The sequence below is a fragment of the Chitinophaga horti genome, from assembly GCF_022867795.2.
Lineage (GTDB): Bacteria > Bacteroidota > Bacteroidia > Chitinophagales > Chitinophagaceae > Chitinophaga > Chitinophaga horti.
Window position 1 is genome coordinate 1,892,389 of the sequence record NZ_CP107006.1, and the last position, 25,420, is coordinate 1,917,808.

General features: G+C 49.0%; 20 protein-coding genes. 8 read left to right on the forward strand and 12 right to left on the reverse strand.

Features of this window, described 5'->3' with window-relative positions; genetic code table 11:
- Window position 1: 1 nt before the first annotated feature.
- The 3 genes from MKQ68_RS07605 to MKQ68_RS07615 all read left to right on the forward strand — a co-directional run bounded on the left by MKQ68_RS07605 (window position 2) and on the right by MKQ68_RS07615 (window position 4,419).
- Complete coding sequence (locus MKQ68_RS07605; RefSeq protein ID WP_264282769.1) at window positions 2-970, forward strand: PD-(D/E)XK motif protein; 969 nt, start codon at window positions 2-4, stop codon at window positions 968-970.
- A complete protein-coding gene (locus MKQ68_RS07610) occupies window positions 970-3,342 on the forward strand; it encodes an AIPR family protein (protein WP_264282770.1) in 2,373 nt (790 codons plus the stop codon). The genes MKQ68_RS07605 and MKQ68_RS07610 overlap by 1 nt, the downstream gene beginning before the upstream one ends.
- Before the next feature lie 69 nt (window positions 3,343-3,411).
- Complete coding sequence (locus MKQ68_RS07615; RefSeq protein WP_264282771.1) at window positions 3,412-4,419, forward strand: DUF3089 domain-containing protein; 1,008 nt, start codon at window positions 3,412-3,414, stop codon at window positions 4,417-4,419.
- 48 nt (window positions 4,420-4,467) lie between these two features.
- On the opposite strand, the gene MKQ68_RS07620 is transcribed toward MKQ68_RS07615, so the two are convergent.
- Window positions 4,468-4,947, reverse strand: a complete 480-nt coding sequence (locus tag MKQ68_RS07620; RefSeq protein ID WP_244838273.1) for an SRPBCC family protein — start codon at window positions 4,945-4,947, stop codon at window positions 4,468-4,470.
- Window position 4,948: 1 nt separating this feature from the next.
- A complete protein-coding gene (locus tag MKQ68_RS07625; protein ID WP_264282772.1) occupies window positions 4,949-5,395 on the reverse strand; it encodes an SRPBCC domain-containing protein in 447 nt (148 codons plus the stop codon).
- A gap of 107 nt (window positions 5,396-5,502) precedes the next feature.
- Here MKQ68_RS07625 and MKQ68_RS07630 point away from each other — a divergent pair, with 107 nt between their 5' ends.
- Window positions 5,503-6,492 carry a GlxA family transcriptional regulator gene (locus MKQ68_RS07630; RefSeq protein ID WP_264282773.1) on the forward strand — a complete coding sequence of 330 codons (990 nt, stop codon included), beginning with the start codon at window positions 5,503-5,505 and terminating at the stop codon, window positions 6,490-6,492.
- A complete protein-coding gene (locus MKQ68_RS07635) occupies window positions 6,489-7,037 on the forward strand; it encodes an RBBP9/YdeN family alpha/beta hydrolase (protein ID WP_264282774.1) in 549 nt (182 codons plus the stop codon). The genes MKQ68_RS07630 and MKQ68_RS07635 overlap by 4 nt, the downstream gene beginning before the upstream one ends.
- A 29-nt stretch (window positions 7,038-7,066) precedes the next feature.
- Here MKQ68_RS07635 and MKQ68_RS07640 read toward each other — a convergent pair whose 3' ends face one another.
- Window positions 7,067-9,532, reverse strand: a complete 2,466-nt coding sequence (locus tag MKQ68_RS07640) for a glutaminase family protein (RefSeq protein ID WP_264282775.1) — start codon at window positions 9,530-9,532, stop codon at window positions 7,067-7,069.
- 209 nt (window positions 9,533-9,741) lie between these two features.
- Between MKQ68_RS07640 and MKQ68_RS07645 the strand changes: the two genes are divergently transcribed.
- Window positions 9,742-10,809 (forward strand): acyltransferase family protein, encoded by a 1,068-nt coding sequence (locus MKQ68_RS07645; RefSeq protein WP_264282776.1) that lies wholly within the window; start codon window positions 9,742-9,744, stop codon window positions 10,807-10,809.
- 4 nt (window positions 10,810-10,813) lie between these two features.
- Here MKQ68_RS07645 and MKQ68_RS07650 read toward each other — a convergent pair whose 3' ends face one another.
- From MKQ68_RS07650 to MKQ68_RS07670, 5 genes are all read right to left on the reverse strand, one after another.
- Complete coding sequence (locus MKQ68_RS07650) at window positions 10,814-11,512, reverse strand: DUF1826 domain-containing protein (RefSeq protein ID WP_264282777.1); 699 nt, start codon at window positions 11,510-11,512, stop codon at window positions 10,814-10,816.
- A 106-nt stretch (window positions 11,513-11,618) separates the two neighbouring features.
- Window positions 11,619-13,085, reverse strand: coding sequence for a RagB/SusD family nutrient uptake outer membrane protein (locus MKQ68_RS07655; RefSeq protein WP_264282778.1), 1,467 nt, complete (start codon window positions 13,083-13,085; stop codon window positions 11,619-11,621).
- 18 nt (window positions 13,086-13,103) lie between these two features.
- The gene (locus tag MKQ68_RS07660) at window positions 13,104-16,268 is read right to left on the reverse strand and encodes a SusC/RagA family TonB-linked outer membrane protein (protein ID WP_264282779.1); all 3,165 of its coding nucleotides are present in this window, start codon (window positions 16,266-16,268) and stop codon (window positions 13,104-13,106) included.
- Window positions 16,269-16,611: 343 nt separating this feature from the next.
- Window positions 16,612-17,514, reverse strand: coding sequence for a lytic transglycosylase domain-containing protein (locus tag MKQ68_RS07665; RefSeq protein WP_264282780.1), 903 nt, complete (start codon window positions 17,512-17,514; stop codon window positions 16,612-16,614).
- A 34-nt stretch (window positions 17,515-17,548) separates the two neighbouring features.
- Complete coding sequence (locus MKQ68_RS07670) at window positions 17,549-18,433, reverse strand: helix-turn-helix domain-containing protein (RefSeq protein ID WP_264282781.1); 885 nt, start codon at window positions 18,431-18,433, stop codon at window positions 17,549-17,551.
- A gap of 333 nt (window positions 18,434-18,766) precedes the next feature.
- Between MKQ68_RS07670 and MKQ68_RS07675 the strand changes: the two genes are divergently transcribed.
- Together MKQ68_RS07675 and MKQ68_RS07680 are read left to right on the forward strand one after the other, a co-directional pair.
- Complete coding sequence (locus tag MKQ68_RS07675) at window positions 18,767-19,129, forward strand: L-rhamnose mutarotase (protein WP_244838223.1); 363 nt, start codon at window positions 18,767-18,769, stop codon at window positions 19,127-19,129.
- Window positions 19,122-20,744, forward strand: coding sequence for an alpha-L-fucosidase (locus MKQ68_RS07680; protein ID WP_264282782.1), 1,623 nt, complete (start codon window positions 19,122-19,124; stop codon window positions 20,742-20,744). The genes MKQ68_RS07675 and MKQ68_RS07680 overlap by 8 nt, the downstream gene beginning before the upstream one ends.
- A 68-nt stretch (window positions 20,745-20,812) precedes the next feature.
- On the opposite strand, the gene MKQ68_RS07685 is transcribed toward MKQ68_RS07680, so the two are convergent.
- The 4 genes from MKQ68_RS07685 to MKQ68_RS07700 all read right to left on the reverse strand — a co-directional run bounded on the left by MKQ68_RS07685 (window position 20,813) and on the right by MKQ68_RS07700 (window position 25,418).
- Complete coding sequence (locus MKQ68_RS07685; RefSeq protein ID WP_264282783.1) at window positions 20,813-22,831, reverse strand: serine hydrolase; 2,019 nt, start codon at window positions 22,829-22,831, stop codon at window positions 20,813-20,815.
- A gap of 76 nt (window positions 22,832-22,907) precedes the next feature.
- A complete protein-coding gene (locus tag MKQ68_RS07690) occupies window positions 22,908-23,606 on the reverse strand; it encodes a LytR/AlgR family response regulator transcription factor (RefSeq protein ID WP_264282784.1) in 699 nt (232 codons plus the stop codon).
- A complete protein-coding gene (locus MKQ68_RS07695) occupies window positions 23,596-24,648 on the reverse strand; it encodes a sensor histidine kinase (protein WP_264282785.1) in 1,053 nt (350 codons plus the stop codon). The genes MKQ68_RS07690 and MKQ68_RS07695 overlap by 11 nt, the downstream gene beginning before the upstream one ends.
- Window positions 24,645-25,418, reverse strand: a complete 774-nt coding sequence (locus MKQ68_RS07700) for an ABC transporter permease (protein ID WP_264282786.1) — start codon at window positions 25,416-25,418, stop codon at window positions 24,645-24,647. The genes MKQ68_RS07695 and MKQ68_RS07700 overlap by 4 nt, the downstream gene beginning before the upstream one ends.
- Window positions 25,419-25,420 lie beyond the last annotated feature (2 nt).

Consider the following 25,420-nt stretch of genomic DNA (forward strand, 5'->3'; position numbering starts at 1 on the left):
TATGGTGGATGTAAAATCACTTTGGTCGGATCAAAAGCCGGATGCAACAATAGTTGTCAGAACAAAAATTGACATTCCCGGCTTAAATTGCTTTGTAGCAACTAACAATGTTACAGGTCAATGGTTGTATATCATGTCCGTTTCAAAAAGTCTGGAAATACCTGAGTTGAAAAGTTATCGCTTCAAAGGAATTGAGATTTTTGATATTGAACTAGAAGATAGGACGGAAATAACTATTTATTTGCTGGAGGATGAGCTTAGCGACGTTTTTGCATTATTCATTCAGAACGTAGTGGACGACATTATTGACGTCGCCACAGAGAGTGATGCACTCGCAAAAACACTTAAAGTAGTTGAAAAATGGAAAAAGCTGTTTGATACCATTAATTTCAGCGGCTTAAGGGTTGAACAGCAAAAGGGACTGTGTGGAGAGCTGCTGTTCATCAACTGGTTGCTCGACAATCAGAAGAAGATAGCTCCTGTTCTCAATGGATGGACGGGAGTCGATTTTGGGGATAAGGATTTCGTTTTCGGAGCAACAGGGGTAGAGGTAAAACTGACATCTTCTAAGTATCCGAAAGTTAGTATTAGCAGTGAAAGGCAACTTGATACGCTGAATATCGACGAGCTATATCTAGTATTATATATTGCTGAAGAGGTTAGGCAGAATGGATTTACTTTAAATTCACTCATTTCGCAGATCAGGTTAAAAATCGCCGGGTCGCCTGGTGAGCTTAAGCTCTTTAATGAGAAGTTGCTGGTCGCCGGATATATGGACGATCATGCCAGTTATTACGGTAAGATGTACGCGCTTAAACAGATGCTGACCTTTGCGGTTACAGGCGGTTTTCCGCGGATAACCCGGGATATTCTTCCTCCGGGCGTTTATGATACAGCTTATTTCATAGAATTATCTGCCGCAGCCCCCTTTTCAGTGCTTCCGGACGAAATCCTTAAAAAAGTCTATTGATGGAAAGAGCATTAAGAAGCTACATAGATGAGCTAAAATCTGAGGTGTCCTCTCTTGTTTATTCTGATGGTGAAGGTGTAAGTTTCGAGGATAAATTCACAGAATACTGTATCGCTGTTTTTGAACAGATCGGGAAATCTGAGGGTGCAAGAGCGCTGTCATATATTCATCCAAATAATCAGGGTGGCATAGATTGGAAGATTAATGGCTATTGCCTGAAAGATTCCTTTAAAGAGGAAAATGGTAAAACTTACTTTGGTACGCTCGATTTATTTATTACCAGCTATCGTACCGACAACTATGAGTACAATATTACTAAGGACGAATATCTGAAGTCACTTGCGCAAGTAAAGCGTTTTATCAATGCTGCTTTGAAAAGACATATAAATTATATAGATCCGTCTAATACTGAACTGAACGAACTTGTCAAGGCGATCGGCAAGCAAGGGACTGACTTCGATAGGATCAACGTCTACTATCTGATAAACGGCTTTTCGAATCACGAGAAGGAGAGGATTGAGATCGCTGGAATCGATATCTACGTTCATACATGGGATATTTCCCGGCTCTTTAAAATAAATGAATCCAATAGTGTGCATGAGCCGATTGAGATCGATTTTGAAGCCTTTTCTGCCGACGGGAAGGGGTTACAGTGCCTGCAGGTTCCAAACATTGATGAACTTTACGATTGTTATCTTGCAATTGTACCGGGAGTAGTATTGGCTAAGCTCTATAAAGAATACTCCAATGAACTGTTGGAAAGTAACGTGCGTGCTTTTTTGGGACAAACTGGCGTTTACAACAAAGGTATAAAAGATACGATCCGCACCAAGCCACATATGTTTTTACCCTATAATAATGGAATAACTGCTACCGCTGAGAGTGTTGAGACGAAAATTGACGAAAATAGACTGGTGATCACCAGGCTGAACGACTTTCAGATTGTAAATGGAGGACAGACGACGGCATCTCTCTATCACACTCAAAAAAAATTCAAGGATGCAGACCTAAGCAGGATTTTTGTTCAGATGAAACTTACAGTCATTAAGGACAGGAATCAGAAAAATCTGGAAGTGCCCAATATCTCAAGATTCGCCAACAGCCAGAATAAGGTTTCCGAACTGGATCTGTCATCCAACAATCCATATTTTATTCAGATTGAGAATATGTCCCGCAAAAAGTATGTCATCAATCCCGAAAACAGGAATCAATCCTATCTTTGGTTCTTCGAGCGGGCTAACGGGCAGTATCGTGAGACGTTGAATAAACAATCGCCGTCCGACCAGAAAAAGTTCAAGGAGCAAAACCCTTCACAGCTGAAATTTGTGAAGTCTGACGTAGCAAAGTTTATCAACTTGTGGGAGCAGGAGCCACATTTTGTCTCACAGGGCTCTCAAAAAAATTTCAATCACTTTATCAAAAAAATCAGTGATAAGGTTGCAAAAAATAGGCTTCCCGGGGATAATTTCTACAAAAAGCTGATTGCTAATGCTATCCTTTTCAGGACGACCGATAAACTTTTTGGTAGGAAGAACGCAGATGCGATTGGCGACACAAACTTAAAATCGTTTACGGTAGCCTACACCATTTCATTTTTCTATTTTCTGACCGGAAATCGTATAGATCTCTGGAAGATATACGAGGCACAAAAGGTGGATGATGTTATATCAGATACTTTAAGGAAGCTTCTCATCTTTGTACATCGTCATCTGATTGCAGAAGCTAACAATACGCTGATATCTGAGTATGCAAAAAGGGAATCTTCATGGAAAAAATTGAAGGATGCCGTGTTTATGGAAGACCTGCTTATAACATTGGACGAACATTTGATTTCTGAAGAAGAAAAGGAGCAACGGGAAATTGAGCTGGAGGTTGATTCAAGCTCTGAGGATAATATTTTCCTTGTAAGTGAGATTCGAAAAATGGGCATTAAGTTCTGGGATGGTTTCCTCACTTACATTGCAAAAGTTAATCCAGACGGTTTTGATTATGTAACTGCTTTTGACATATTGAAAAAATTAAAGGAGGATAAAAACCTTATGTCAAGAGAAGTGTCTTTCGGAGCGAAGGTGATATCTTATGTTCAGCAACATCCGGACCTGGTGGCCGAAATAAAAGCACTGTCCAAAATGGAGGAGCGGGAGGAGTTAGATATTAAATTTATTTATGACAGGCTTTCATTATTGTCAAAGGAAGAATGGCGAAGAATTTTTGATCTGGCCAGTCAGACGAAGATATTCAATAGCCTGGAACTGGCTAACGTCAATTCTGTGCAGGCGGCTTTGATAAAGAAAGGTGCTGTAAAAGAACAAGCGGTAATAAAAGCGTATGAGTCTCTTCAAAAGCTTTCGAAGTACGGAATTAGCATCTAGCAGGCTGATAAACCTCTTCAATCTCCGCACGATAATTGCCGCGTACATACCCATAAACGCAAGCCCGATATGAAGTACTGGCCCATCCTGTTTTTACTGTTCGCTAAATTCTCACAGGCCCAGCCTGCACCCGATTATACCCGCCTGAAATACTGGGCCGCCCATCCTCACAAACTGGACGCCGCCGACAGTGTGCCGCTATTCCTCAAAGGAGAAACGCGTGATACAGCTGTAGATGTATTTTTTCTACACCCGACCAGTTTCGTACAGCGATTCCGTAAAGCCCCGTTGAGTGCCGATATCCATGACGAAAAGATCAACGAACTCACCGAACGACAGCTCATTCATCAACAGGCGACCATCTTCAATGCCCACGCTCGGGTGTTTGCCCCATTCTACCGCCAGGCGCACCTGAGAGCGTTTTTTCAACGCGACCAGGCGGCAAACAATGCGTTTGATACCGCTTACCAGGATCTTAAAACGGCTTTTGAATATTATCTTAAACATGATAACCACGGCCGCCCGATCATCATCGCGGGGCATAGCCAGGGTGCTTTTCATGGCATCCGTTTGCTGCAGGAGTTCTTTGACGGCAAGCCGCTGCAAAAGCAACTGGTGGTCGCCTATCTCGTGGGGTGGCGAATAGACAGGAACGACTTCAAACAGATCCCACTGGGTACTTCTCCCACGCAGACAGGCTGCGTGTTAACCTGGCGTACCTACGAGAGCAACCAGATCGGTAAGGAGGATAAGAGAACGGCGGAAGGCGCATTGTGTATCAATCCGGTTACCTGGTTGCCGGGCAACGACTGGTCAGATAAAGCGGCTTATATGGATGCGCCGGACAAACGCCTGCAAAAGCGCAGCCGGAGTGAAATACGCGCCCGTGTGCACGAAAAATATAATGTAGTGTGGGTGAAGGGGTACAACGAAGTAAATGTACCCATGCCGGGTATTGCCAGGCTGGCATCGGCTATAGGTAACCTGCACTTGTTGGATATGAACCTCTTCTATCTGAACGTCCGCGCAAATGTAAAGCAGCGTATCGATGCTTATTTGGTTGCAAAAAGCAGATAATCAATGATTTGATCAATTCGGGACGCACTGCGTCCCGAATTGAAAAAGCTATTTATGTTGCCCCGGCCACGGCTTCCCGACACCCGTTTCACAATACAGCTTTAAACTTTTCAGGAACATCGCCCAGGTATAACTACACTCGGCCAGGTTTGGCGTATTCTCCCGCCAACCCGTATGTTGAAACCGCAGTACCACGCCACGGTCGCTGGCCGCCTGTTCCACCTGCCCCTTCATCTCCGGTTGATCAACCTGTTCATCATGTATCAATTCAAACGAAAGTGTAGTGCCTATCCATTCCGGATCGCCGGCTACACATTTCCAGTGGAAAGAGGTGTTTTCCCGCTGACCGGTAATGATCATATCCTTGAAGTATCCATTGCCGAAGTGAAAGCGGAGCGTGGGGGCGCCTGAACTGAGCAGCTCCGTCCGAGGCGTCCACCAGTGGCTTAGGCCATCTACGCTGGTAATAGCGCGATAAACCTGTTGGAGGGGAGCGGCGATCAGTAACTGATGATGGATGCTGTACATGTTATTCTTTTTTATCGGCGTTGCCTTCGCCGGTTTCGATAAGTTTTTTCAGGCTGCCATGCAGGTAGCCATGCCAGGAGGTAGTGCAAATATCGTAACATTCCAATGGCGCCGCCAACCCGTGATGGGTAAAGGTGATTTCGGTCTTTTCATTGTCGATGTTGGCAATGTCAAATTGAATACTCGTGCCGACCCATTCCTTCGGGTTCTCCAGGAAATGTTTGTGGCCGCCTGTTACTTCCCACATCAATTTGTGGTTCACGAGTTGCTCTTTCAGCTGCAAGTGAATGAACGTGTCGCCAAAGGTAACGGTAAATTCATCGCCGATTTTACCGGTTTTGCCTTCGTAATTCTCGGTCCACCAGCCGGGGATGTTCTTTATAGCCAGGTACACGTCGTTGGCAGATTTGCCGGAGGTCATGCTGGTTGTATAAGATTTGTGATCCATTGTCGTTGATTTTAGGCAAAGAAACATCAAAAAATGCCCTCGCTTAGGGGTCTAAATAGACATTTGAAGGGGCTGATCCGGACATCTATTTTAATTATTTTTGGTAGATGAAACACCTCAGTATCCTGGTCCCGGATGATCAAACCACGATGAGTACGGTCGCCTGCATCGTAGGTGCCTTCCAGGTATTTACGGAAGCGAATCGCGCTGCCAGACGAAACGCGTTTAAGGTAGAGCTGGTGAGCGCTGTTAAGGGCGCTGTACTCACGCAGGGAATGATGTCGGTCGTCAGCCATGTAGCGATCGATGAGGTGAAGAAAACCGACCTGGTGATCATTCCGGCATCGCTGGTCCGCAGTTATGATAAGGCGACCAAACATAACCGGTTGTTGATCGACTGGGTGGCCAGTCAGCACCACGCAGGCGCAGAAGTCGCCAGTATGTGTGCAGGCTGCTTCATGCTGGCTGCCACCGGTATATTGGAAGGTCGCATCTGCTCTACGCACTGGGCCTTGTCAGATGAGTTCCGGGAATTGTACCCTGATGTACAGCTGCAAACGGATAGGCTCATCACGGATGAAAATGGTATCTACACAAATGGCGGCGCCTATTCTTTCCTCAATTTGCTGATGTACCTGGTAGAGAAGTTCTACGACCGCTCCACCGCCCTGCATTGCGCCAAATATTTCCAGGTGGACATGGGCAGGGATATGCAGGCGGAGTTCTCGATATTCAGCGGCTACAAAAAACATACGGACGATCTGGTGCTGGACGCACAGCAATTCGTAGAACGTAACTACCAGGAAAAGATGTCGTTCGAGCAGTTGTCATCCACCTTGGGCACGAGCCGCCGCAATTTCGACAGGCGTTTTATAAAAGCGACAGGATTTAATCCTTTGGATTACCTCCAACGCGTAAGGGTAGAGGCAGCGAAAAAACAACTGGAGGCCACGCGTAAAACGGTGAATGAGGTCATGTATGAGGTGGGTTATAACGATCCCAGGGCCTTCCGCGAGGTGTTTAACCGTATTACCGGACTGTCGCCCCTGGAATACAAATTGAAGTACAACAAAGAAAACAGTTTGCTTTCCATATGAAGAAACAAGTGCTTTTTATACAGGGAGGGGGAGAAGACGGCTACAACGCCGATAAAACCCTGGTCGCAGCGCTTCAGCAGGCGTTGGGAGCAGACTATGAGGTTCAGTACCCGGAACTGGCTTCCGATGATCAGGCGGCCGATTTCGGCTGGCCTGCGCAGATCGGGAAATTGATAAAAGCCTTTGACCTGGTCGTGGCGCATTCACTCGGCGCGTCCATGTTGCTGAAATACTTGTCTGAAAACAAGGTCGAAACCGGCGCAAAGCAAGTATGGCTGATCGCAACGCCCTTCTGGACCGGCAGTGAGGACTGGAAACAAGGATTGAAACTCAGTACAGACTTCGCCACGCATCTTCCGAAGGATTATCGGATTCATTTTTACCACTGTAAAGATGATGACGAGGTGCCGTTTGATCACTTGTCGAAATACAGGCAGCGCCTGCCCTCAGCAACTTTTTGTGAAATAGAAACGGGCGGACATCAACTCGGCGAAAAAATCCGCCTGGTGGCAGATGGTATTAAAAAAGAGGCTGCCCGTCCGTAACGAGCAGCCTCTTTTCTCAATAGATGCGCCTATTTATTCCGCATCCTGTCCGCCAATATCTTCATATAAAAACCTCCCACCACACTTCTTGCCTTAAAGTTCTCGCGGATGCCGGTAATGGCATCGTAGAAGTCGTTCAGCGGCACGCGCGACGGGGTGGCGATGGCATGTTCGTATACGGGTGCCACCAGCTGGTCGAACTGTTCCCGCTGCGGTGCGAAAGTGGCCGTCCATAAGATCCAGTCGTTTTTGGTATACGTTTTCCGGCTGTCCAGGGGCAGGCCGAATCGCTGTTGTTTTGTGAGGTAGTAGTTGGTTTCGGTATCGTACACTTTCTGCGGGAATAGTTCCAGGTCGAGCACCTTGTCCCATACCAGGTTGTATTTCTGGCTCCAGGTGTTTTTGTTGTCGAACGTCAGGCTATAATGATCGCCGCCATCAGCCATCTCCATCCATTTAGGCACCATGCTCTCCGCGATCGCGCGGTACTTTTTCGCCACGTCGGGTTTGCCAGCCATTTCCGCCAGCTGTGCGTAACAGGCGATGCCTACGATGGCTTTAACTGATAGGTTGGCATTGCGGGCGAGGTGACCGGCAAAGTCGTCGGTACACAATTGCGTTTTAGGGTCCAGTCCCTCTTTCACGAGGTAATCGACCCAGGTGGTCAGTGTATTCCAGTGTAGCTTCGCATAATCGGCATTACCCTGTACTTTGGCAATGGCTGCGGTGAGAATGATCATATTGCCTGATTCTTCCACCGGCATGGGTTCTCCGTATGTTTGTCCGTTAGCGATCGGGTAGGTGCCAAGGTCGTGAGCCGCCCATGGGTGTGGGTATTTACCGCTTTCACTGAAGTAAAAGATGCCGTTCAGCATGCCCTGTAATAACTCGGGATTGTAAAGCAGGTATAGCGGGGCAGACGGATAAGTAACATCCACCGTGTTAATGAATCCACCGCTATTGTTTTCTTTTGAAAGCCACAGTACTTCGCCCTTCGGACTTTTCACCAGCGTATGTGCGGCAATGCTTTGGCGATAGGCCAGCGCGCAAAGGTGCGCATACTTGTCGCCCCCGGCTTTGAGTGCTTCCTCTTGCAATTCCTTATTGAAGGCAACACATCTTTCTGTCACTGATTTGTACTCCTTCGCCGCATCTGCCAGCTGGCCTTCGATCGTTTGTTTGTCATCATTATTCCACCAGGGGCGCAGATTCGTGTTGAAGTATTGAACGGAATAAATCTCGTCGTAGGCAAGCATCAGCTGGCGCTCAACCGGTTCCCTGCCCACTTTACTGATGGGAATAACGGTATTCAGCGACAACGATTTTCCATTTGTAATGGTGGATGCAGAAGCGCCTTTGGTAAAAGTACCCGCGGCATCAGGACCTTTGGTGATGTACTGCACCGCGCCTGACGCTTGCGGAGCGGCCACGTAGAAGTAACCCCAGTCGATGCGCATGTCATCTGCTCCCTTTTGGAGGATGGGTTGTTCCACAGTACCCACCTTTAAGATGGACAGGCCGCCATTGGCGTACTTACGCGCTGTTACCGGCTGCATCGGCTGGTGGACAGCGATGTTGGACGACGCGCCTAAGAATATTTTAACGTTGTGTGTTTTATCGTCGTTCGACTTCACATTGTACGTGATGTAGGAAACCGGGCGTGCAAGCAGCTTCATATCGTTCAGCAGCAACGGGGACGTGAAGGTCAGTTTCAGGTCTACATTGCCACAGGCAAAGTCATAGATCGTTTGGGTGGCCGTAAAGCGCACGTCTTTCTGTGTCGCTAAGTCAATTTTCTCCGTGTTGTCTTTCACTTTATCTACCAGGCCAAAGTCCAGGAACCTGCCGCCTGCGGTATTTTTCAGGTGGATGGCGATGATGTTTTGTCCTGTTTTAAGGTCGGATGTAGACAGCGGGTGATATTGAAAAGTGCTGGTCCAGCCCACTTTGTCGTACACCTGCTTACCGTTCAGGAATACCTCGATATTATCATCGTGGTTCAGTTTCAGGAACAGTTCGTTGATAGCAGAAAGGTTGCTTACATTAAATGTTCTTCTCACCCAGATATTGTTCGATTTCCAGCTGGTTTTAGCCGTTTTTGCATCGTCGCCGATCGGTGCCTGCCCGGATTTCCAGCTCGCATCGCTGAAGTTGGCGGCAGTCCAGTCGCCTGTTGGTTTAGCTTCCGTATAGCGAACGTTATACGCCGTTTCATCGGCCGCGCTCACAATGGTTTTATAGTTTATTTCGGCTTTACCCATGAAGCGGTAAATACGGCCGTCCACGTTAATCAGTCCCAGTAAAGAATGATCCGCGCCGGTCCAGTGTTGTGTAGTGGAGGCATTCAACTGGTCGGTGTGCGACCAGATGCTGAAATAGGTATTGTGTGTGATCAGGGGATAAGCCGGTGCCTGTCTTTCCTGTGCGTGGAGCTGCGTGCCTGCGAATAAACCCGCTATGGCCGCAAATGTTTTGATGATAACCAATCTCGTCATGTAAATATCTTTGTTCAAATAAAAGATCGGTAAAGTAAATAACAACCCATGGAACCGTTGTGCATTTTGTTTCATTTTTTGTTCAATCTGTTTCAACACCAACAAATACTGCGATTTCGTGCTCATTCCTACTATATTTACCGCTTACACTAACTGTACCGACGTCGATGGATAACCACCAACTTGCCACAAAACCGCATTATCTTATTTTGGACGGATTGCGTGGCGTGGCCGCTGTGATCGTAGTATGTTTTCACCTGTTCGAGCCACTTTCAACCGGTCATCTCGACCAGGTCATCAACCATGGCTACCTGGCGGTGGATTTCTTCTTCCTGTTGTCTGGATATGTGATCGGCTATGCATACGATGACCGCTGGCACAAACTCACTATCGGCGGCTTTCTCAGGCGTCGTTTCGAACGCCTTCAACCCCTGGTGATACTGGGTATGACGCTCGGTGCTATCGGTTTCTATTTCACTGATTCCGCGATATGGCCACTTATCCATACAGTTCCCGTATGGAAGTTGCTCGTCGTTATGCTCATCGGCTACACGATATTCCCCATCCCTTTATCGATGGACATTCGCGGCTGGCAGGAGATGCATCCGCTTAACAGTGTGGGCTGGTCTTTATTTTTCGAGTACATCGCCAATATTTTATACGCTATCGGCCTTAGAAAATTATCCAATAAAGCACTCTCCGTTTTCGTATTGATCGCTGCCGCCGTCCTTTTTCATTTCGTTCTTACCAATCCTAATGGCGACGTCACCGGCGGCTGGACGCTCAACTGGGAACATATGCGCGCCGGCATGACCCGCGTGATGTATCCTTTCTTTGCAGGCTTATTACTGTCACGCGTCGCGAAACCCACTTACATCAAGAACGCTTTCCTATGGGCGACGCTGCTGATCATCGCAGTGCTTTTCATGCCCCGTATCGGCGGCGCGGAACATCTTTGGCTGAATGGTTTATACGAAGCGATCTGTATCACCGTGGTTTTCCCCGCGATCGTGTACATCGGTGCGAGCGGTGTATTGCATCAACCCCGCGAACGCCAGGCGTGTAAGTTTTTGGGAGATATATCTTATCCGTTGTATATGGTGCATTATCCGCTGGTGTATTTCTATGTGGCCTGGGTGAGTAACAACAAAGGCGTAACGATCGCGGAGGCCTGGCCATATGCGTTGGCGACGCTCGTAGGGTCAATTATACTGGCTTATGTAAGTTTGAAATGGTTCGACGAACCGGTGCGGAAGTGGTTGCGGAGGATGAGTTAACATCTTAGCAAATCAACAACAACCTGTACACCCCCGACTTCTCCTCCGGTGCCCTGTGCAAACAAGGCGGCACAGCACTTTCCGGATGATCGACCGCCAGCCGCCACAAATGCCCGACGCCCAGGTTCACCGGACGTGCCCCTGGTTTCGCCTGGTAATGCAGGTCAAAGAAGTGCTCACTTAAAAACGCTTCAAAGCCCTCCTCCGGGCCGTCATATAGTTGCCTGAGCTCGCGCCGGATCTCCGGGATCAGTACTTTCTGTACGCCCTGCGAGTTGGGCAGTATATCGCTCGAATCGCCATGATACGTGCATAAGAAAGTATCCGTCGGTACGGGCGACCGGTCTACGTGAAACGAATAAACGTCGGTAGCAAAGAACGGCAGCGCATCATCGCGGTCATAGTATTTTATCACGTTCAGGCTCGGCGACGCACCATGTGCTTGTAACAGCGCCATGTCATTTAAAAGGATGTCACGGGCAAGTTGTCCCCGCTCACTTAGCTGTAGTTCAAGCAGCTCATCCGCCTCAACCGTTGTAATATTCCCGCTTAACGGCAGCTTGTTAACGATCTCAGCGAAATCGCCCGCCAGTTCGCGCTCCCAGCAAATCGCATTCATCTGCCCGGAGAATGGCGTAGCAACCAGTTCCTGGAAACTTTTCACCAGTTGGACCTGGCCTTCTCCATGCGACAAATCTATCATGCGGTGAAGATACAAAAAAGAGAGGCTGACCAAAAAGTACTGGTCAGCCTCTCTTTTTTCGGGCTCCATGGAGAGCGATGCTCAAAGCCCTCCATCAGCCTTTAAGCTATTGATTGTACTGTGGATTCTGCTGTGCCTGTAACCCCGGGTTCGCGTTAATCTCCGTCTGCGAGATAGGAAGAAGGGTTTTAAAGAACGTTCTGTCGATCGTTTTCGGCCGCGTGGCCACGGTTAAACCAATTACCTCATCATTGAACGTGATGGATTGATTCAAACGGATCATATCAAAGAACCGGTGTCCTTCCCCAAACAGCTCTTTACTTCTTTCCTCCAGGATCATATCCAGCGTTACCGTAGCAGCGGTGGCGGCGGGTAAGTTTGGCGAGCGTTTACGAATAGCGTTCAGGTAAGTGGCGGCCTTGCCTGCATCGGTGGGCATAGCAGCTTCGGCAGCAATCAGGTAGATTTCTGAAAGGCGTATCACTTTAATGTTCACGGCTGTTGGGGTGGTCTTTCCATCGCCGGCCAATGTGGTGCTGCCATTGTATTTGTACAGGGCGCCTTTGCGGGGAGCAGCCGGGGTGGACAATTCATCATCATTCATCACGCCCCAGCGCACATCCGCCGGGTCTTGTTTCAACCGGGTCAGGAAGTAGTCGCTCGCCATGTACCAGCCCAGCACATTACTGCCGCCTTCTCCTTTTTTCCGGAGATAGGCCCCCAGGGATGTAAGCCCCAGGTCTCCTTCCAGCGGGTAAATACCCAGTTCAAAAATAGACTCCGTACCAAACTGGGTTTTCCACGAATCGACCCAATTGCCGTTGGTGTAAAGTACATAAGGACTGGTCGTGATCACCTCTTCCGCAAACTTCAACGCGTTCATATAATCCTTCATGTACAGGTAAACACGGGCCTGCAACGCAATGTTGCCGAAGTAGTTGATAAAGCCGTTGTTTTTTGTCTTACCAAGCAAAGGGGCCGCGGCTTTCAGGTCGGCGAGTATCTGCGTATAGTTTTCTTCCACAGTATTGCGCAGCGGTTGTGCGGAAGATGGGATCGGCGTCGTGATGTTCGGTACGCCATAAGCGGTCTTGTTGTCATCGTACGATTTACCGTACAGTCGCACCAGGTCAAAGTACATCAGCGCCCGTAGCGTAAGCGCCTGTCCCTTATAGGTATCAAAGCCGGTAACGCCCGTTGCCTCCAGTTGCGCAATGTTTTGCAGCAGGTTATTCACTTGCAGCAATACAAAATAAATCTGTGACCAATACCCGGAATAACTGCCCGTAGTGGGAGCGTGGTTAAAGGTGTACAGGCCGTCGTTGCCCCGGCCTTGCGATGGAATGGTCATATCGCCGCCTTTGGCATCGGCATACAAAACGAAATTCCTGCCGTAATAGTCGCCGTTGGTCATGCTGCGTTCAATACCGTTGATCATGATCTGTGCATCGGCAGGCGTTTTGATCGAGGTGCCGGCATCTACCTGGTTAGAGGGTTTTTCGTCCAGGAATTTGCTGCAGGATGACAGGCCGATCGTAACCATGCATGCCAATAGTATTTTCACTTTCTTCATCTTCAATAATTTTATCAATTAGAAATTGAGGTCGAGGCCAAAGGTGTAGGTTTTGCCGATCGGCGTTTCCCATCCGCGGGTGCCGTATTGGTTCACCTCGGGATCCGCAATTTTGTACCGGGAGAACGTCAGCAGGTTGGTGCCGTTAAAAAACACCCTTGCGTTGGAGATGCCAACCCTGCGCAACAACTGGGTGGGTAGGGCATAAGCCAGGTTGATGTTTTTAAGCCGGAAGAAGCTGGCATCGTGCAGCTGCCGGCTGCTGTGTTGTATGGGGTCGGTTAAGTCCGTGCCACGCAGCAGGGGCAGGGTACCGCCTTTTCTTTCCGGCGTCCACATATTATCCCATACTTCCTGTGCCCTGATCCTTTCCCAGTAATAGCCATCGTCTGCCACATCTTTAAAGGCCCCATCATATAACTGTCCACCGATCTTGTAAATGAAATTGAAGGCGAGGGTAAGGCCTTTGTACGAAACGTCGGTATTTAAGCCGCCATATACGTCGGGCATGGCATTCCCGATGATTTTGTAGTTCGCTTTGGCAAAGCTGTTCGTAGCACCGCGCCCGTTATACAAGAAATCGCCGGTTTTTGAATCGGCAGGATCATTCACATACCAAACGTTCGCGCCGGTTTCCGGATTTACGCCCGCCCATTCAAAGCCATAAAAGCTAAGCGTGGGTTGCCCTTCGCGGTAGATGAACTGGGCGCGGGAGTCCCCGCCGGTGGGGTCGTACCAGATAATATCCCGGCCGCCATACAACTTTGTCACCTTAGCCTGTATGAAGGAGGCGTTCAAAGAAGCAGTCCATCTGAACCCGTCTGCGTTGTTGATGATGTCTCCGCCCACTTCTATTTCTACTCCCCGGTTATTCATTTCGCCTACATTGCCTAACGCACTGCCGAAGCCGGTCGTCGTGGAGATGGGAATGTCCTGCAACAGGTTCCGGGAGTCGCGGTTGAAGAACTCAATGCTACCGGTAAGGCGTTGTGCGAACAATCCGAAGTCGAGGCCCACGTTGGCGGTGTAGTTTGTTTCCCAGGTGAGGTCCGGATTGGCGTTGGTGGCAAGGAAACCGCCAGCGTTACCATTGTACTTGTTGGTATAGTTGGTGAGGGAGCGCCATCCGTAGTTCTGCGTCGGCAGCGTACCGTTAATACCGTAGGATGCCCGCAGGCGCAGGTTGCTGATCACTTCCACATCTTTCATAAATTCTTCTCCACTGATCTTCCAGGAGGCTGCGCCTGACCAAAAGTTGCCCCAGCGCGTTTCCGGTGCGAGTTTGGAAGAACCGTCGCGACGATAAGAGGCGGATGCAAAGTATTTCTGGTCATAATTGTACTCTAACCGCGACAGCACCGAAACGATCGCATTCCCGTAGTCGAAGCCGCTGGCAGTAAACGCACCGGCGGTGGAAAGTGTCGCTAACGAACTGGAGGGAAGATTAGTGCCGGTGGCACTCTGGAAGGATACCTTGTTTTTCTCCGCTTCAAAACCTGCCAGTGCGGTTACATTATGCTTACCTAACTGTTTTGCGTAGTTGGCGGTATTGGATGAAACCAGTTTGCTGATGTTGGCGCTGGTCTCATTCACCACGCCGTTAGTAGCCGCGCCGTTGTAGTGGATGGAGCTGTAATACAGGTGATCATTGATGGCCGAGTTGTCAAAAGAAAAAACAGATTTCAGGCTCAACTCCGGCAGTATATTCAGGGTGATGGCCTCATTTACCGAGAACCGTTTGGTGATGGATTCATTGTCCCAACGGTCGTTATAGTAAACGTTGTTCTGCGCCAGGCTGCCGTAACGCGCCGTCCATGGCAGCCCTGTTTTATAATCGGTTGGCCAGTAAAAAGGCCATAACAGGTTTCTCACCTGGAAGAAGTAGTTAGCGCCGGTATTGCGTGTATCGTTGAAGCCCGACTGCCCGTTACGCGCAATCGCGATGTTCGTGGCAAATTCCAGGTGTTTGCCTACTTTCTGAGTAATGTTCGCACGGCCGGAAATACGGTCGAATTTATTGATCTTAATCCTGTTTTGATCTTTCGTATAGTTCAGCGAGGTGTAATAGGTGGTATTGGCATCGCCACCGCTTACAGAGAGATCATTCGTCTGGTAAATGCCCGTACCGAAATACGCATCTTCCCAATCATAATACGTACCCTCGCGGTTCACCAGGCCATCTGTCATACCTGTAATGTTCACGTTCTCATTCAATCCAGTACCGGCGGTAGCGAACTTATAACCATGTTTGTTGAATCGCGTATTCAGCTGGTTAAGCGCATACGTATTAGCCTGTGTCGGCGTTTGCCCGGCGGAGGTGCGGTAGTCATGAAACACCCTGTAGAGCATGTTCACCTGTTCCTGCACGCCTGCAGTCTCGTAGTTATCGGTCGCCCACGAAGGGGTAAAGCCGATAGAAGAGGCCAGGCGCACCGCAGGTTTACCCTGCCGCCCCTTTTTGGTCGTGATCAGCACCACGCCGTTGGCTGCGCGGGAGCCGTATAAGGACGACGCGGCCGCATCTTTCAGGATAGTGATCGTTTCAATGTCGGCCGGATTTAAGGTGTTCATCACGTTATTGGAACCAATGTAAGAGCCACTCAGGTTGCCCTGGTCGCCGGATACGACGGGCACACCGTCTATCACATACAAAGGCTCATTACTCGCATTCATCGACCCCATACCCCTGATGCGGATGGCAGGGGTGCCGCCGGCCTGGCCCGTAGAAGTAGTCACCTGTATGCCGGCTGCCCGTCCCACCAACGCATTCTGGAAGGAGGTGGAGGGCACATCTTTGATATCATTTTGTTTGATCACAGACGCGGCACCCGTGTAAGTACCTTTCTTCGCAGTGCCGTAAGCCACGACCATCACTTCATCCAGCGCCTGAGTGTTTTGCTGCATTTCAACATCCACTACCGCGCGGCCATTAACGGCCACTTCCTGGGTGGTAAAGCCCATCAGCGAAAACACAAGCGTATTGCCATTCGCCGGCATTACAATGGTATAGGTGCCGTCGCCTGCGGTAACGACCCCTGTATTGGTGCCCTTTACCTGTACGCTCACACCCGGCGCACCCGCCTGGGTATTGTCTGTAACTTTGCCCCTGACCGTCGTTTGGGCATACGAGGCCATACTGCCGGCTAACAGCCCGAACAGCAGCAATAATGCGTTCTTGATCATAGTCGATAATTTGAGGTGATGATGCTTCATAAAACAGATTACATATTAATGCATGGATACGCTGGCAGGGTGTACGCGCCGGGTTGGCGGCATAACGGCAACGCAATGTAGTGTGGGGGGATTGCTTCAGTTGTTCGCTATGGGCCGGAAACGGGCGATTTTGGTTGAATGGGCGCCGGTGGTCGATAGATCAGACGACTCGCCTGACACCCGCTTTGATATAGCACGTTATTTCCGAATAGTAAAGTAGAAAATAATTATTATAGTTGGCGGGAATTTTTTTTAGGCGGTTGAACAAACAATAAAAACAAAGGGCCCGATATGTATCGGACCCTTGCCAACCTTATTTAGCCGGCAGATACAACGTGTGCGTACTGCCCGCCGCTACACTCAATGATTTTCCTCGTACCCAGGGATTCATCAGCCTTAATGTTTTATAATTCGTGCCCTCCTGTATCGCAAACGCCGCCAGGTCGGGTATAGAACGTGATACGGTCACTTCGCGAGAAGCAATGGGCTGGTATTTATCTTCTTCAGCCAGATGGAATCCCAGTTCATCCGCATTCGACATCAGGTGTTTGAACGTCAGTATCCGGAAGATGTAACGACTGGTTTCCTCCGGCAGATGCAGGTCGTAATAATGCTGCGTACGCTGGTAGCTGGCGTGTGAATTATAACCGCCCATCCCGCAGTTGTAGGAAGCCGCGGCGGCCGTCCAGCTGCCGAAGCGGGCATAGGCCTGTTTCAGGTAACGGCAGGCAGCATCTGTGGATTTGCGGATGTCGTACCGCTGATCTACCTGCTGGTTCACGGATAAATTATAATTGGGCGCGGTGCCATTCATAAATTGCCAGAAGCTTACTGCACCTGCTTTCGAAATGGCGGTGGCAACCAGGTTGCTTTCCGCTACACAGAGGTATTTGAAATCATCCGGTACGCCATTGGCTTTCAGCCTTTCTTCAATAATGGGAAAGTAGCGGTTGGCTAGCTTGATGGTATACAGGATGTGCGGCTTGTTGTGGTAATTAAACAACAGTTCGCGGTCGAGCCGTTCCCGTACATCCCACCGGTCCAGGGGCACGGCTTCCCCGGCAAAGGTCATTGCTGCCGGTACCTCCGGCTGCAACGTATTCCGCAGCGTATCTGCCGGTAAGGGTTTGCTGATGCTGTTCTCTTTAAAGCCAAGCAGGGAGATGAAAAGCCCGCCGGCCAGGAACGCCAGTGTAACGGATGTAAAATGTTTCATGGGCATACCGGCGAAAAAAACATGCCATTCTCTGCTAGATGGTGTTGACTGACCGATGCTGCTGCCGGTACCGGTTCGGGGTATTGCCGGTTATCTTTTTAAACACTTTTGAAAAATGGGGCAGACTGTCGAACCCTACTTCTTCGGCAATGTCTGCATAGGGTGCGCTGCTCGCCGCAATAAGATATTGTGCCCGCTCGATCCTTTTTTCATGCACGTAATTTAAGGGCCGCATCCCGGTAAACTCCAAAAACTGGCGGGAAAAATAATCGCGGTTCTGGTTGATGCGGGCAGCAAGGTGTGCGATGGTCAGCGGCTTTTTCAGGTTGATCTGGATGTAGGCAATCGTGTCTAATATCTTGGATGGAATGATCGGGTTTTGATGGATCGTGTTTTTTTCACTGCCCACAAATCTCGAAATCAACTGCAGCAGGATGCCCTGCGTTTCCAGGTAAATCGCATCACTTTGCAAATGATTCAATTCCTGGTATTCGCGGTAATAAACATCTTTTTCATACACTTTCGGATTGTCCGACCTGTTAATGCCGCGTCCGGGATTAATTGCCAGGATGCGTTTGATATTGACAATGTCGGTGTCTGATGCAGGGACCTTCATCAGTGCGCGGTTGTGGTAGAACAGCGATATGCCATCCGGTGCCTCTTCAAAAAACTGGATAAAATACTGGCTTAAATAAGATGGGCAACTCAGGTTGCATAAGGTAAAACTGGGAATCAGGTAGAGGAATCCTGGCTCAAGGGTTAGTTTATGCTGCTCGTTCGATACCATCCCTTCGCCTTCATCGATATAGTACATCCGGTAGTATGGACTGATCACGTGTTTATAATTCCATTTCGTATCCAGTTGAACGTGATCTACGTGGAGCAGGGAAAAAGAGTGCTTCAGAAGTCTTCTACTCATACTGCTAAAATTAAGCTAATATTCTTATTGCGCAGGTCGTCGTCGCCAGTTTTTTTACGGCTTTTGCCGATGGTCGGATTTATACAAAACAAAGTCTTATTTGTAGTGTGTAAGTTCTTTTGCGGAAGGTAATTTTGATTCGTCGGCCTGTAAGCCCGGCCAGCTGCCGTCGCCCATCGACGATGCGCTGTTCAACGAAACGAAAAACAAACATACGTATTGAAATTACTGGTGCGCTCATAGCCTCCCTTGTTTCCGGAGATATTTACACGAAGTATATGATCGGGAAAGTCATCTATTATTCAGCTTAAAAAACCACGTCGATATTAAAATATGAAAAGGTACACACTGGCGCTCGATCTTGTAGACGATCCGGCGCTGATCGCAGAATATGAATTATGGCACAGGGCGGAAAACGGTTGGCCCGAGGTGCGCAAAAGCATTGCAGATGCGGGTATCGAGAATATGGAAATCTATCGTACCGGCAATCGCCTGTTTATGATCATGGAAACGCAGGAGAATTTTTCTTTCGAACGAAAATCGAACCTCGATGCCGGTAATCCAAAGGTGCAGGAATGGGAGGCATTAATGTGGAAGTTCCAACAACCGCTTCCCTGGGCACATGACGGACAAAAATGGATATTGATGAACAAAATATTTCAGTTAACGAACAAAGATATCAGCCACCATGAATAGGAGAACACTGATCAAACAACTTGGCATGTCCATCCCGGCCTACCTTGTCGCCAAACAAGCCGGCGCCTTTTTTCCGGGAGATGATGCTGCTATCGCCAACGGACCTTTTAAACCAACCTGGGAGTCTTTGAGCGGTTATGCCGTGCCGGAGTGGTACCGTAACGCAAAGTTCGGAATATGGGCACACTGGGGCCCGCAATGTGAACCGGAATATGGCGATTGGTATGCAAGAGGCATGTATGAAGAGGGTAGCGGGCAATATAAATACCATGTGCAGAAGTACGGGCATCCGTCTAAATTTGGTTTCAAGGATGTCATCAATCAATGGAATGCAGATAAGTGGGATCCCGAATACCTCGTTTCTCTTTATAAAAGAGTAGGGGCGAAGTACTTTTTTGCCATGGCCAATCACCACGACAACCTGGACCTCTGGGATTCTAAACATCAGTCGTGGAACTCGGTGAAGGTAGGCCCCAAAAAGAATATCATCGGCGGATGGGCGAAGGCGGCAAAAAAAGCCGGGCTGCCATTCGGCGTAAGTGTACATGCATCGCATGCATGGAACTGGTTGGAAGTAGCACAACGGTCGGATAAATCTGGCCCGATGGCTGGTATCCCATACGACGGTAACGTCACCGCCGCCGATGGTAAAGGCAAGTGGTGGGACGGCCTCGATCCGCAGGAGCTTTATGCGCAGAATCATCCGCTCAGTAAGCCCGGTCATCATTGGGAGTGGGGCAATGGCGCCACGCCGCCGTCTAAGGCTTATTGCGAAAAGTTCCTGAAGCGCACGATCGAATTAATAGATAAATACGAGCCGGAACTCATTTACTTCGATGATACGGTGTTGCCGTTCCATGAATTAAATGATATCGGCCTGCAGATCGTTGCGCATCACTACAACCGCAGTATCAAACGGAATAAGGGAAAGTTGCAGGGTGTGGTGAACGGGAAGATCCTGAATGAGCAACAACGTAAATGCCTGGTGTGGGATATCGAACGGGGGCAAAGTAACCGGCTCGAACCTTTTACCTGGCAAACCGACACCTGTCTCGGCAACTGGCACTATGACCAGCGGGTGTATGAAAATAATTGGTATAAATCTGCCAAAACCGTTGTGCAAACATTAGTAGATGTAGTAAGTAAGAACGGTAATTTCCTCCTCAACGTGCCCGTAAAAGGAAACGGATCTATCGATGAAAAAGAGTTGGTGATCCTCGAAGAGGTAGCCGCCTGGATGCAGGTGAACTCCGAATGTATTTACGATACGCGTCCCTGGAAGATATTTGGAGAAGGCCCGGCGATCAGCGAAGCTGCGGCTATTTCAGCACAAGGTTTTAACGAAGGAAAAGGACGCCCGTTCGGTGCAGAAGATATCCGCTTCACCCAACAAGGAGATACACTGTATGCCATCGTTTATGGCTGGCCGGAAGATCGAAAAGTAAAAATTAAAAGCCTTGCCGAAGGTGGCAGTTATCGCCCCGCTGCGATCTCGAAAGTGGAAATGCCCGGAGCGGGACAACTTGCCTTCGCGCGCAACCGGGAGTACCTCGAAGTAACATTGCCCGAAAATAAACCAGCTGTTACGTATGCGCTGGTACTTAAAATAGTTTAATGTACCGGGTGTGCTCAGCGAGGCGTAAAAGCGCCTCGCTGAGCATGTACTATAATTGCTATCTGGCACTATTTAAAAAGCTGGTACGCTTTACTCAAAAACACCGGGTAAAGCCGGTCTCTTTTCGGCATATTCAGGTAAAACAGTGCGATCATATCATTCTCCGGATCTATGATGTACTCCGTGCCATACAATCCGCCCCAGGCGAAAGCGGTATTAGACACTTCCGGTACCGGCTTTTTCTGTGCATTGTACAATTCAAAGCCAAGTCCGAACTGAAATCCTTTACCGCCTCCATTCTGTTCGGGCAGCTGGTTCACCGTGGTCATCAGCGTAACGGTTTCCGGCTTCAGTATCCGGCGTCCGTTCCATTCGCCTTTATTCAGCAACATCTGGCAGAACTTTGCGTAATCTGCAATCGGGCCGTTGAGGCCAATAGCTCCTTCGCAATAGGTTTGTACCGGGCTTACCGTGCCTTCGCTATAACGGTTCGAGGCCGCCTCCAGCTTTCCATCTGCATAGCTATACGCCTTTACAAACCGTGCCAGCCGCCCGGGCTCAAAGTACCAGTCGGTGTCATTCATCTCCAGCGGTCCGAGGATGGTTTCTTTCACATACTGACGTAACGGTTTGCCCGAAATTACTTCCACCATGTAAGCGAGCATATTTGTACTTACATGGTAATTCCATTCAGATCCCGGATCAAAACCAAGTGGATATTTAGCGAGTGCCAGCATATCATCTTTCAGGTAACGGGCGTTCATACTGGCATCCGCCGTGCGCTGTCCGCCAGCGGTTGCGCCACCCGGCCGCGCGGCCGCACGCCTTAACTGACCGGCCAGTCCGGCCCCTATTCCCGATGAATGTGACATCAGGTGCGCAAAGGTCATCGGTGTTTTTACAGGCCGTGTTTTATAATTTCCATTTTCAACGGCAATGACTACACTATCCGGAATACCCGGAAAGTATTTCGAAACAGGATCATCCACCTTCACCAATCCCCGTTCTACCAGCGTCATAAACGCAACAGTGGTTACCGCTTTGGTTTGAGAGAAAAGAATGTAATAGTCCTGCGGCGAAGCCGGGGTTTTGCGCTCCAGGTCTTTATACCCCTGCGCATTATGATAAAGCGTTTTGCCACCTTTCGCCACAAATGCCGCGACACAGCTCACTTTGCCCTGATCCACGAATGAACGCAGGAGGGAGTCCATCGCCGCAGTTTTTGCAGATGTGCTTACGAAATTCTTCGACCTGATCTGCCAGCCAGATGTAAGCTTAGCTGAATCTGCCAGGAACATTGTTGATTTTTCGTTACGGCCTTTCAGTTGCCAGTCCAGCCAATCCTTCGCCATTCCAGAGAACGCGCCTCCATATTCTTTAGCAAAAGTGCCGGCGTGCCCTACGTCCAGGTTGGCGATGGATACAGGTACGTGTTGGATACGCTCGTAATCCAGTTCCGCGTTCTTGTACGCAATATCCGTTGGCCCGCCAATCATGTAGAGGATAGGATGATGTAGTTTTGACAGGGAAGTCCGGTCGGCGCCTGCCATCTTCATATCGCCCATACCCGCATTAAACAGCACCGATGTTTTCACCCGCGGATCTGCGGATACGAACATCGTTTGCGCGCCGCCGCAGGAGTGCCCCATCACTGCGATCCTATTGGTATCGACATTTCCCTTGTAATCTTTGTTGTTCGTCCGGCTGACCCAGTTAATGGCATCCGTTAACATCGAGGCCGGCGTGGACGTACGGTCCTGCACACCATTTTTTACGAGTGGCCCGATGGCAATAATCACGTAGCCATGTGAAGCAATGTCCGACAACATCCTTTCTGTTTCTATAGATGAATTAAAGCAACCGCCATTCCCGAAGGCAATGACCGGCAGGGGGCCATTCGCCTTCGCCGCACCGGTCATATCTTTCGGCCGATATACCACATGTTGCGGTAGCGTGGCTTCGCTGGCCGCGATGGCTTTGTAAGGACCGGTGCCACCATTGTCGATGGTTTTAAAATCTTTTACCTGGCAAAAGGAGGGGAGCGTTGTACTGAGGACAACGCACGCGGATAATAAAAGCTTTTTCATAACGTAAGTTTGGTCGTGTCAGGTTGCTTGTCAGATGATTGTTTATTTGACACGTATTAAAGATAATATACGTTTTTCATTTCCCCGAACCACCCACCACAATCTGATAAAACGCCTTCTTATAAGTCTCCGAAATAGGGATGATATTCCCCGCGATCGATATTTCATCGCGTTCAATGGCATCTATCTTATCAATACCCACCATATAAGATTTATGCACGCGGCACACAATGGCTGGTGGAATGTTCTGCTCAAACTCCCTGAAGGTCTGCAGGGTCATGATTTTTTTAGCGATCGTATGCACCTTCCGGTAATCGCGCATGCCTTCGATGTAAAGGATGTCGCTGAGCATCACCTTTTCCAGCCTGTATTCCGTTTTTACAAAGATGTATTTCTTTCCGGGTGCCGCTGATGATTTCGCCAGGCTGGCCTGTGCCTTGTCCACGGCCTGTACGAAGCGTTCAAATGTAAAGGGCTTCAGCAGGTAGTCCGTCACGTTAAGGTCGAACCCCTTCAGCGCATATTCATGATAGGCGGTGGTGATAATCACCTCACATGGTGGATGGGCAGTTTCGAGCAGGCGGATGCCGGAGAGCTCGCCGATATTGATGTCCAGGAAGATGAGATCCGTTGTATTGGATTTCAGGTATACCAGTGCATCGATGCCGTTCTCGAAACAGGCTGCCAGCTGTAGATAAGGCAGCCTCGATATGTAGTTGCGCAAACGTTCCTGCGCCAGTGGTTCGTCTTCGACGATTATGCAGCTAATTCCCATTTGTTTGCAGGCTTAGAGTCACAGAATAGGTGCCACCGCTGTTTTCAATATGTAGCGTATGGCGATCGGGATACAGTAGTGTAAGGCGTTTACGAAGCAGTTCGTTGCCAAGCCCGTTATGCTCGCCGCGGTCGGGCAGCTGGCGGCTGTATTTATTGGTGCAGGTAAATCTTACGTTTTCTTTTTCGATCCAGATATGAATATCGATCGCATTCTCCGACTTCCGGTGTTCCGAGTGTTTAAAGGCATTTTCAATATAGGAGATGAACAGCATGGGACTGATCATCGTATTCCCTGCCTCACCCGCTACTTCGTATGTCACATAATGGGCATTGGAAGATCGGATCTTTTGCAGCTCAATGTACTTGTCGATATACGACAGTTCTTTTGATAAGGGGATCAGGTCGGACTTTGTTTCGTAGAGCATAAAACGCATGATGTCCGACAGCTTGTTGAGGTACAGCGAGGCTTTGTCCGCATCCAGGCCTATCAGTACATCGATATTATTGATCGTGTTAAAGAGAAAGTGCGGATTGATCTGCGACTTCACCAGTGCCAGTTCGGTTTCATAGTTCTTCTTTTGCAGATCTTCTTTCAGTTTGATATCACCATACCAGGAAATAAACCCTTTCATCACTATGGCGATCACGCCATGAATAGTGCCCAGGATCGCTACAATGACTGCCATGATGATCTTTTCTCTTATACTGCCCGCAAAATGCCATGGAACGGGTAACGACATGACAATAATCGGTATCGCGCCGCTAAGTAGTGAAAACATTATGGCCCCTGCTGCCAATGGTACAAAACGTTTACGCAGCAGGAAGCGATTGAACAGCAGGAAATAGTAGCTGTAAAACGCCGTCACTCCCGGCACAATCGTCATCAGCACAAATGGAGAAAGGAACATCATCGATAGCAGCCCAGAGAACGAAAGCGCCTGCTTATTCGCCCTCGGCAGGATCAGGAAAAAGAGGCATATCAGCAACAAGTACATGCACCAGTAACTGATATGAAGAAGTATGATGGCCGTTTTTCTCACCCTTTTTCTTTTTTATGAAGATATAATACAAAACTCAATACCAGGAAGATCAGCGCGTATCCCGCAGCAAAATGGTAAATGTTCGCTCCTGTATTGCCGGCCAGCTCGCGGCCCTGTAAGGAGCGTATATTGTAAATGTAAGGCAGCAGGTATCCATACTTCCAGGATACGGCGATCATGGAAGCTACATATAATCCGAAGCCAACGCCCACCGGCACCAGGAAGTTTTTGAATTGTAAACTCAACAAATACTGTAGTGTAATGATGGGTAAACTGGCGAGCAGGAACTTGCCGCTACCGGCCAGGAATGTAGAAAACGGAAAAGCAGCAGCCGGGTAATCGACGCCCGGTAATAGTGCGGGTAGCACCCCGTTGAGATAGATGCCCAGGTTAAACAGGATAAAGAACTGTAACAGCATCAGCAGGATCACCGATAGTTTCGCGAAGAACGTAATCGCATAAGGCGTAGGCGTAGCGAATAGCTGTTTCCAGGTATTGTTCCGGAACTCGAGCTGCGTGATGAGGCTGGTGGCGAGGATAACGCCCATGGGCAGTAACAGCACTGCCATAAACTGCCAGGCGTTACCGTAAAGCGTGTCCCATACCTGGGGTGATTGATTCGCGGCGGCGAGTTCTTTGTATTTGGTAAAACGGGCAATGAGCAGGATGGCCGGAATGAGTCCGCTGCCGGCGATGGTCAGCCAGGCTGCTGCGCTGCGGCGTTTCTTGAGCCATTCGCTCTGGAAGCTGTGTAGGAAGGTTGCTAGCATGA

Coding starts and splice junctions, on each gene's coding strand:
- MKQ68_RS07700 (WP_264282786.1), bottom strand. CDS start 25,418: ATGCTAGCAACCTTCCTACACAGCTTCCAGAGCGAATGGCTCAAGAAA.
- MKQ68_RS07680 (WP_264282782.1), top strand. CDS start 19,122: ATGAATAGGAGAACACTGATCAAACAACTTGGCATGTCCATCCCGGCC.
- MKQ68_RS07610 (WP_264282770.1), top strand. CDS start 970: ATGGAAAGAGCATTAAGAAGCTACATAGATGAGCTAAAATCTGAGGTG.
- MKQ68_RS07635 (WP_264282774.1), top strand. CDS start 6,489: ATGAAGAAACAAGTGCTTTTTATACAGGGAGGGGGAGAAGACGGCTAC.
- MKQ68_RS07690 (WP_264282784.1), bottom strand. CDS start 23,606: ATGGGAATTAGCTGCATAATCGTCGAAGACGAACCACTGGCGCAGGAA.
- MKQ68_RS07625 (WP_264282772.1), bottom strand. CDS start 5,395: ATGGATCACAAATCTTATACAACCAGCATGACCTCCGGCAAATCTGCC.
- MKQ68_RS07675 (WP_244838223.1), top strand. CDS start 18,767: ATGAAAAGGTACACACTGGCGCTCGATCTTGTAGACGATCCGGCGCTG.
- MKQ68_RS07670 (WP_264282781.1), bottom strand. CDS start 18,433: ATGAGTAGAAGACTTCTGAAGCACTCTTTTTCCCTGCTCCACGTAGAT.
- MKQ68_RS07615 (WP_264282771.1), top strand. CDS start 3,412: ATGAAGTACTGGCCCATCCTGTTTTTACTGTTCGCTAAATTCTCACAG.
- MKQ68_RS07640 (WP_264282775.1), bottom strand. CDS start 9,532: ATGACGAGATTGGTTATCATCAAAACATTTGCGGCCATAGCGGGTTTA.
- MKQ68_RS07620 (WP_244838273.1), bottom strand. CDS start 4,947: ATGTACAGCATCCATCATCAGTTACTGATCGCCGCTCCCCTCCAACAG.
- MKQ68_RS07650 (WP_264282777.1), bottom strand. CDS start 11,512: ATGATAGATTTGTCGCATGGAGAAGGCCAGGTCCAACTGGTGAAAAGT.
- MKQ68_RS07630 (WP_264282773.1), top strand. CDS start 5,503: ATGAAACACCTCAGTATCCTGGTCCCGGATGATCAAACCACGATGAGT.
- MKQ68_RS07605 (WP_264282769.1), top strand. CDS start 2: ATGGTGGATGTAAAATCACTTTGGTCGGATCAAAAGCCGGATGCAACA.
- MKQ68_RS07685 (WP_264282783.1), bottom strand. CDS start 22,831: ATGAAAAAGCTTTTATTATCCGCGTGCGTTGTCCTCAGTACAACGCTC.
- MKQ68_RS07660 (WP_264282779.1), bottom strand. CDS start 16,268: ATGATCAAGAACGCATTATTGCTGCTGTTCGGGCTGTTAGCCGGCAGT.
- MKQ68_RS07665 (WP_264282780.1), bottom strand. CDS start 17,514: ATGAAACATTTTACATCCGTTACACTGGCGTTCCTGGCCGGCGGGCTT.
- MKQ68_RS07655 (WP_264282778.1), bottom strand. CDS start 13,085: ATGAAGAAAGTGAAAATACTATTGGCATGCATGGTTACGATCGGCCTG.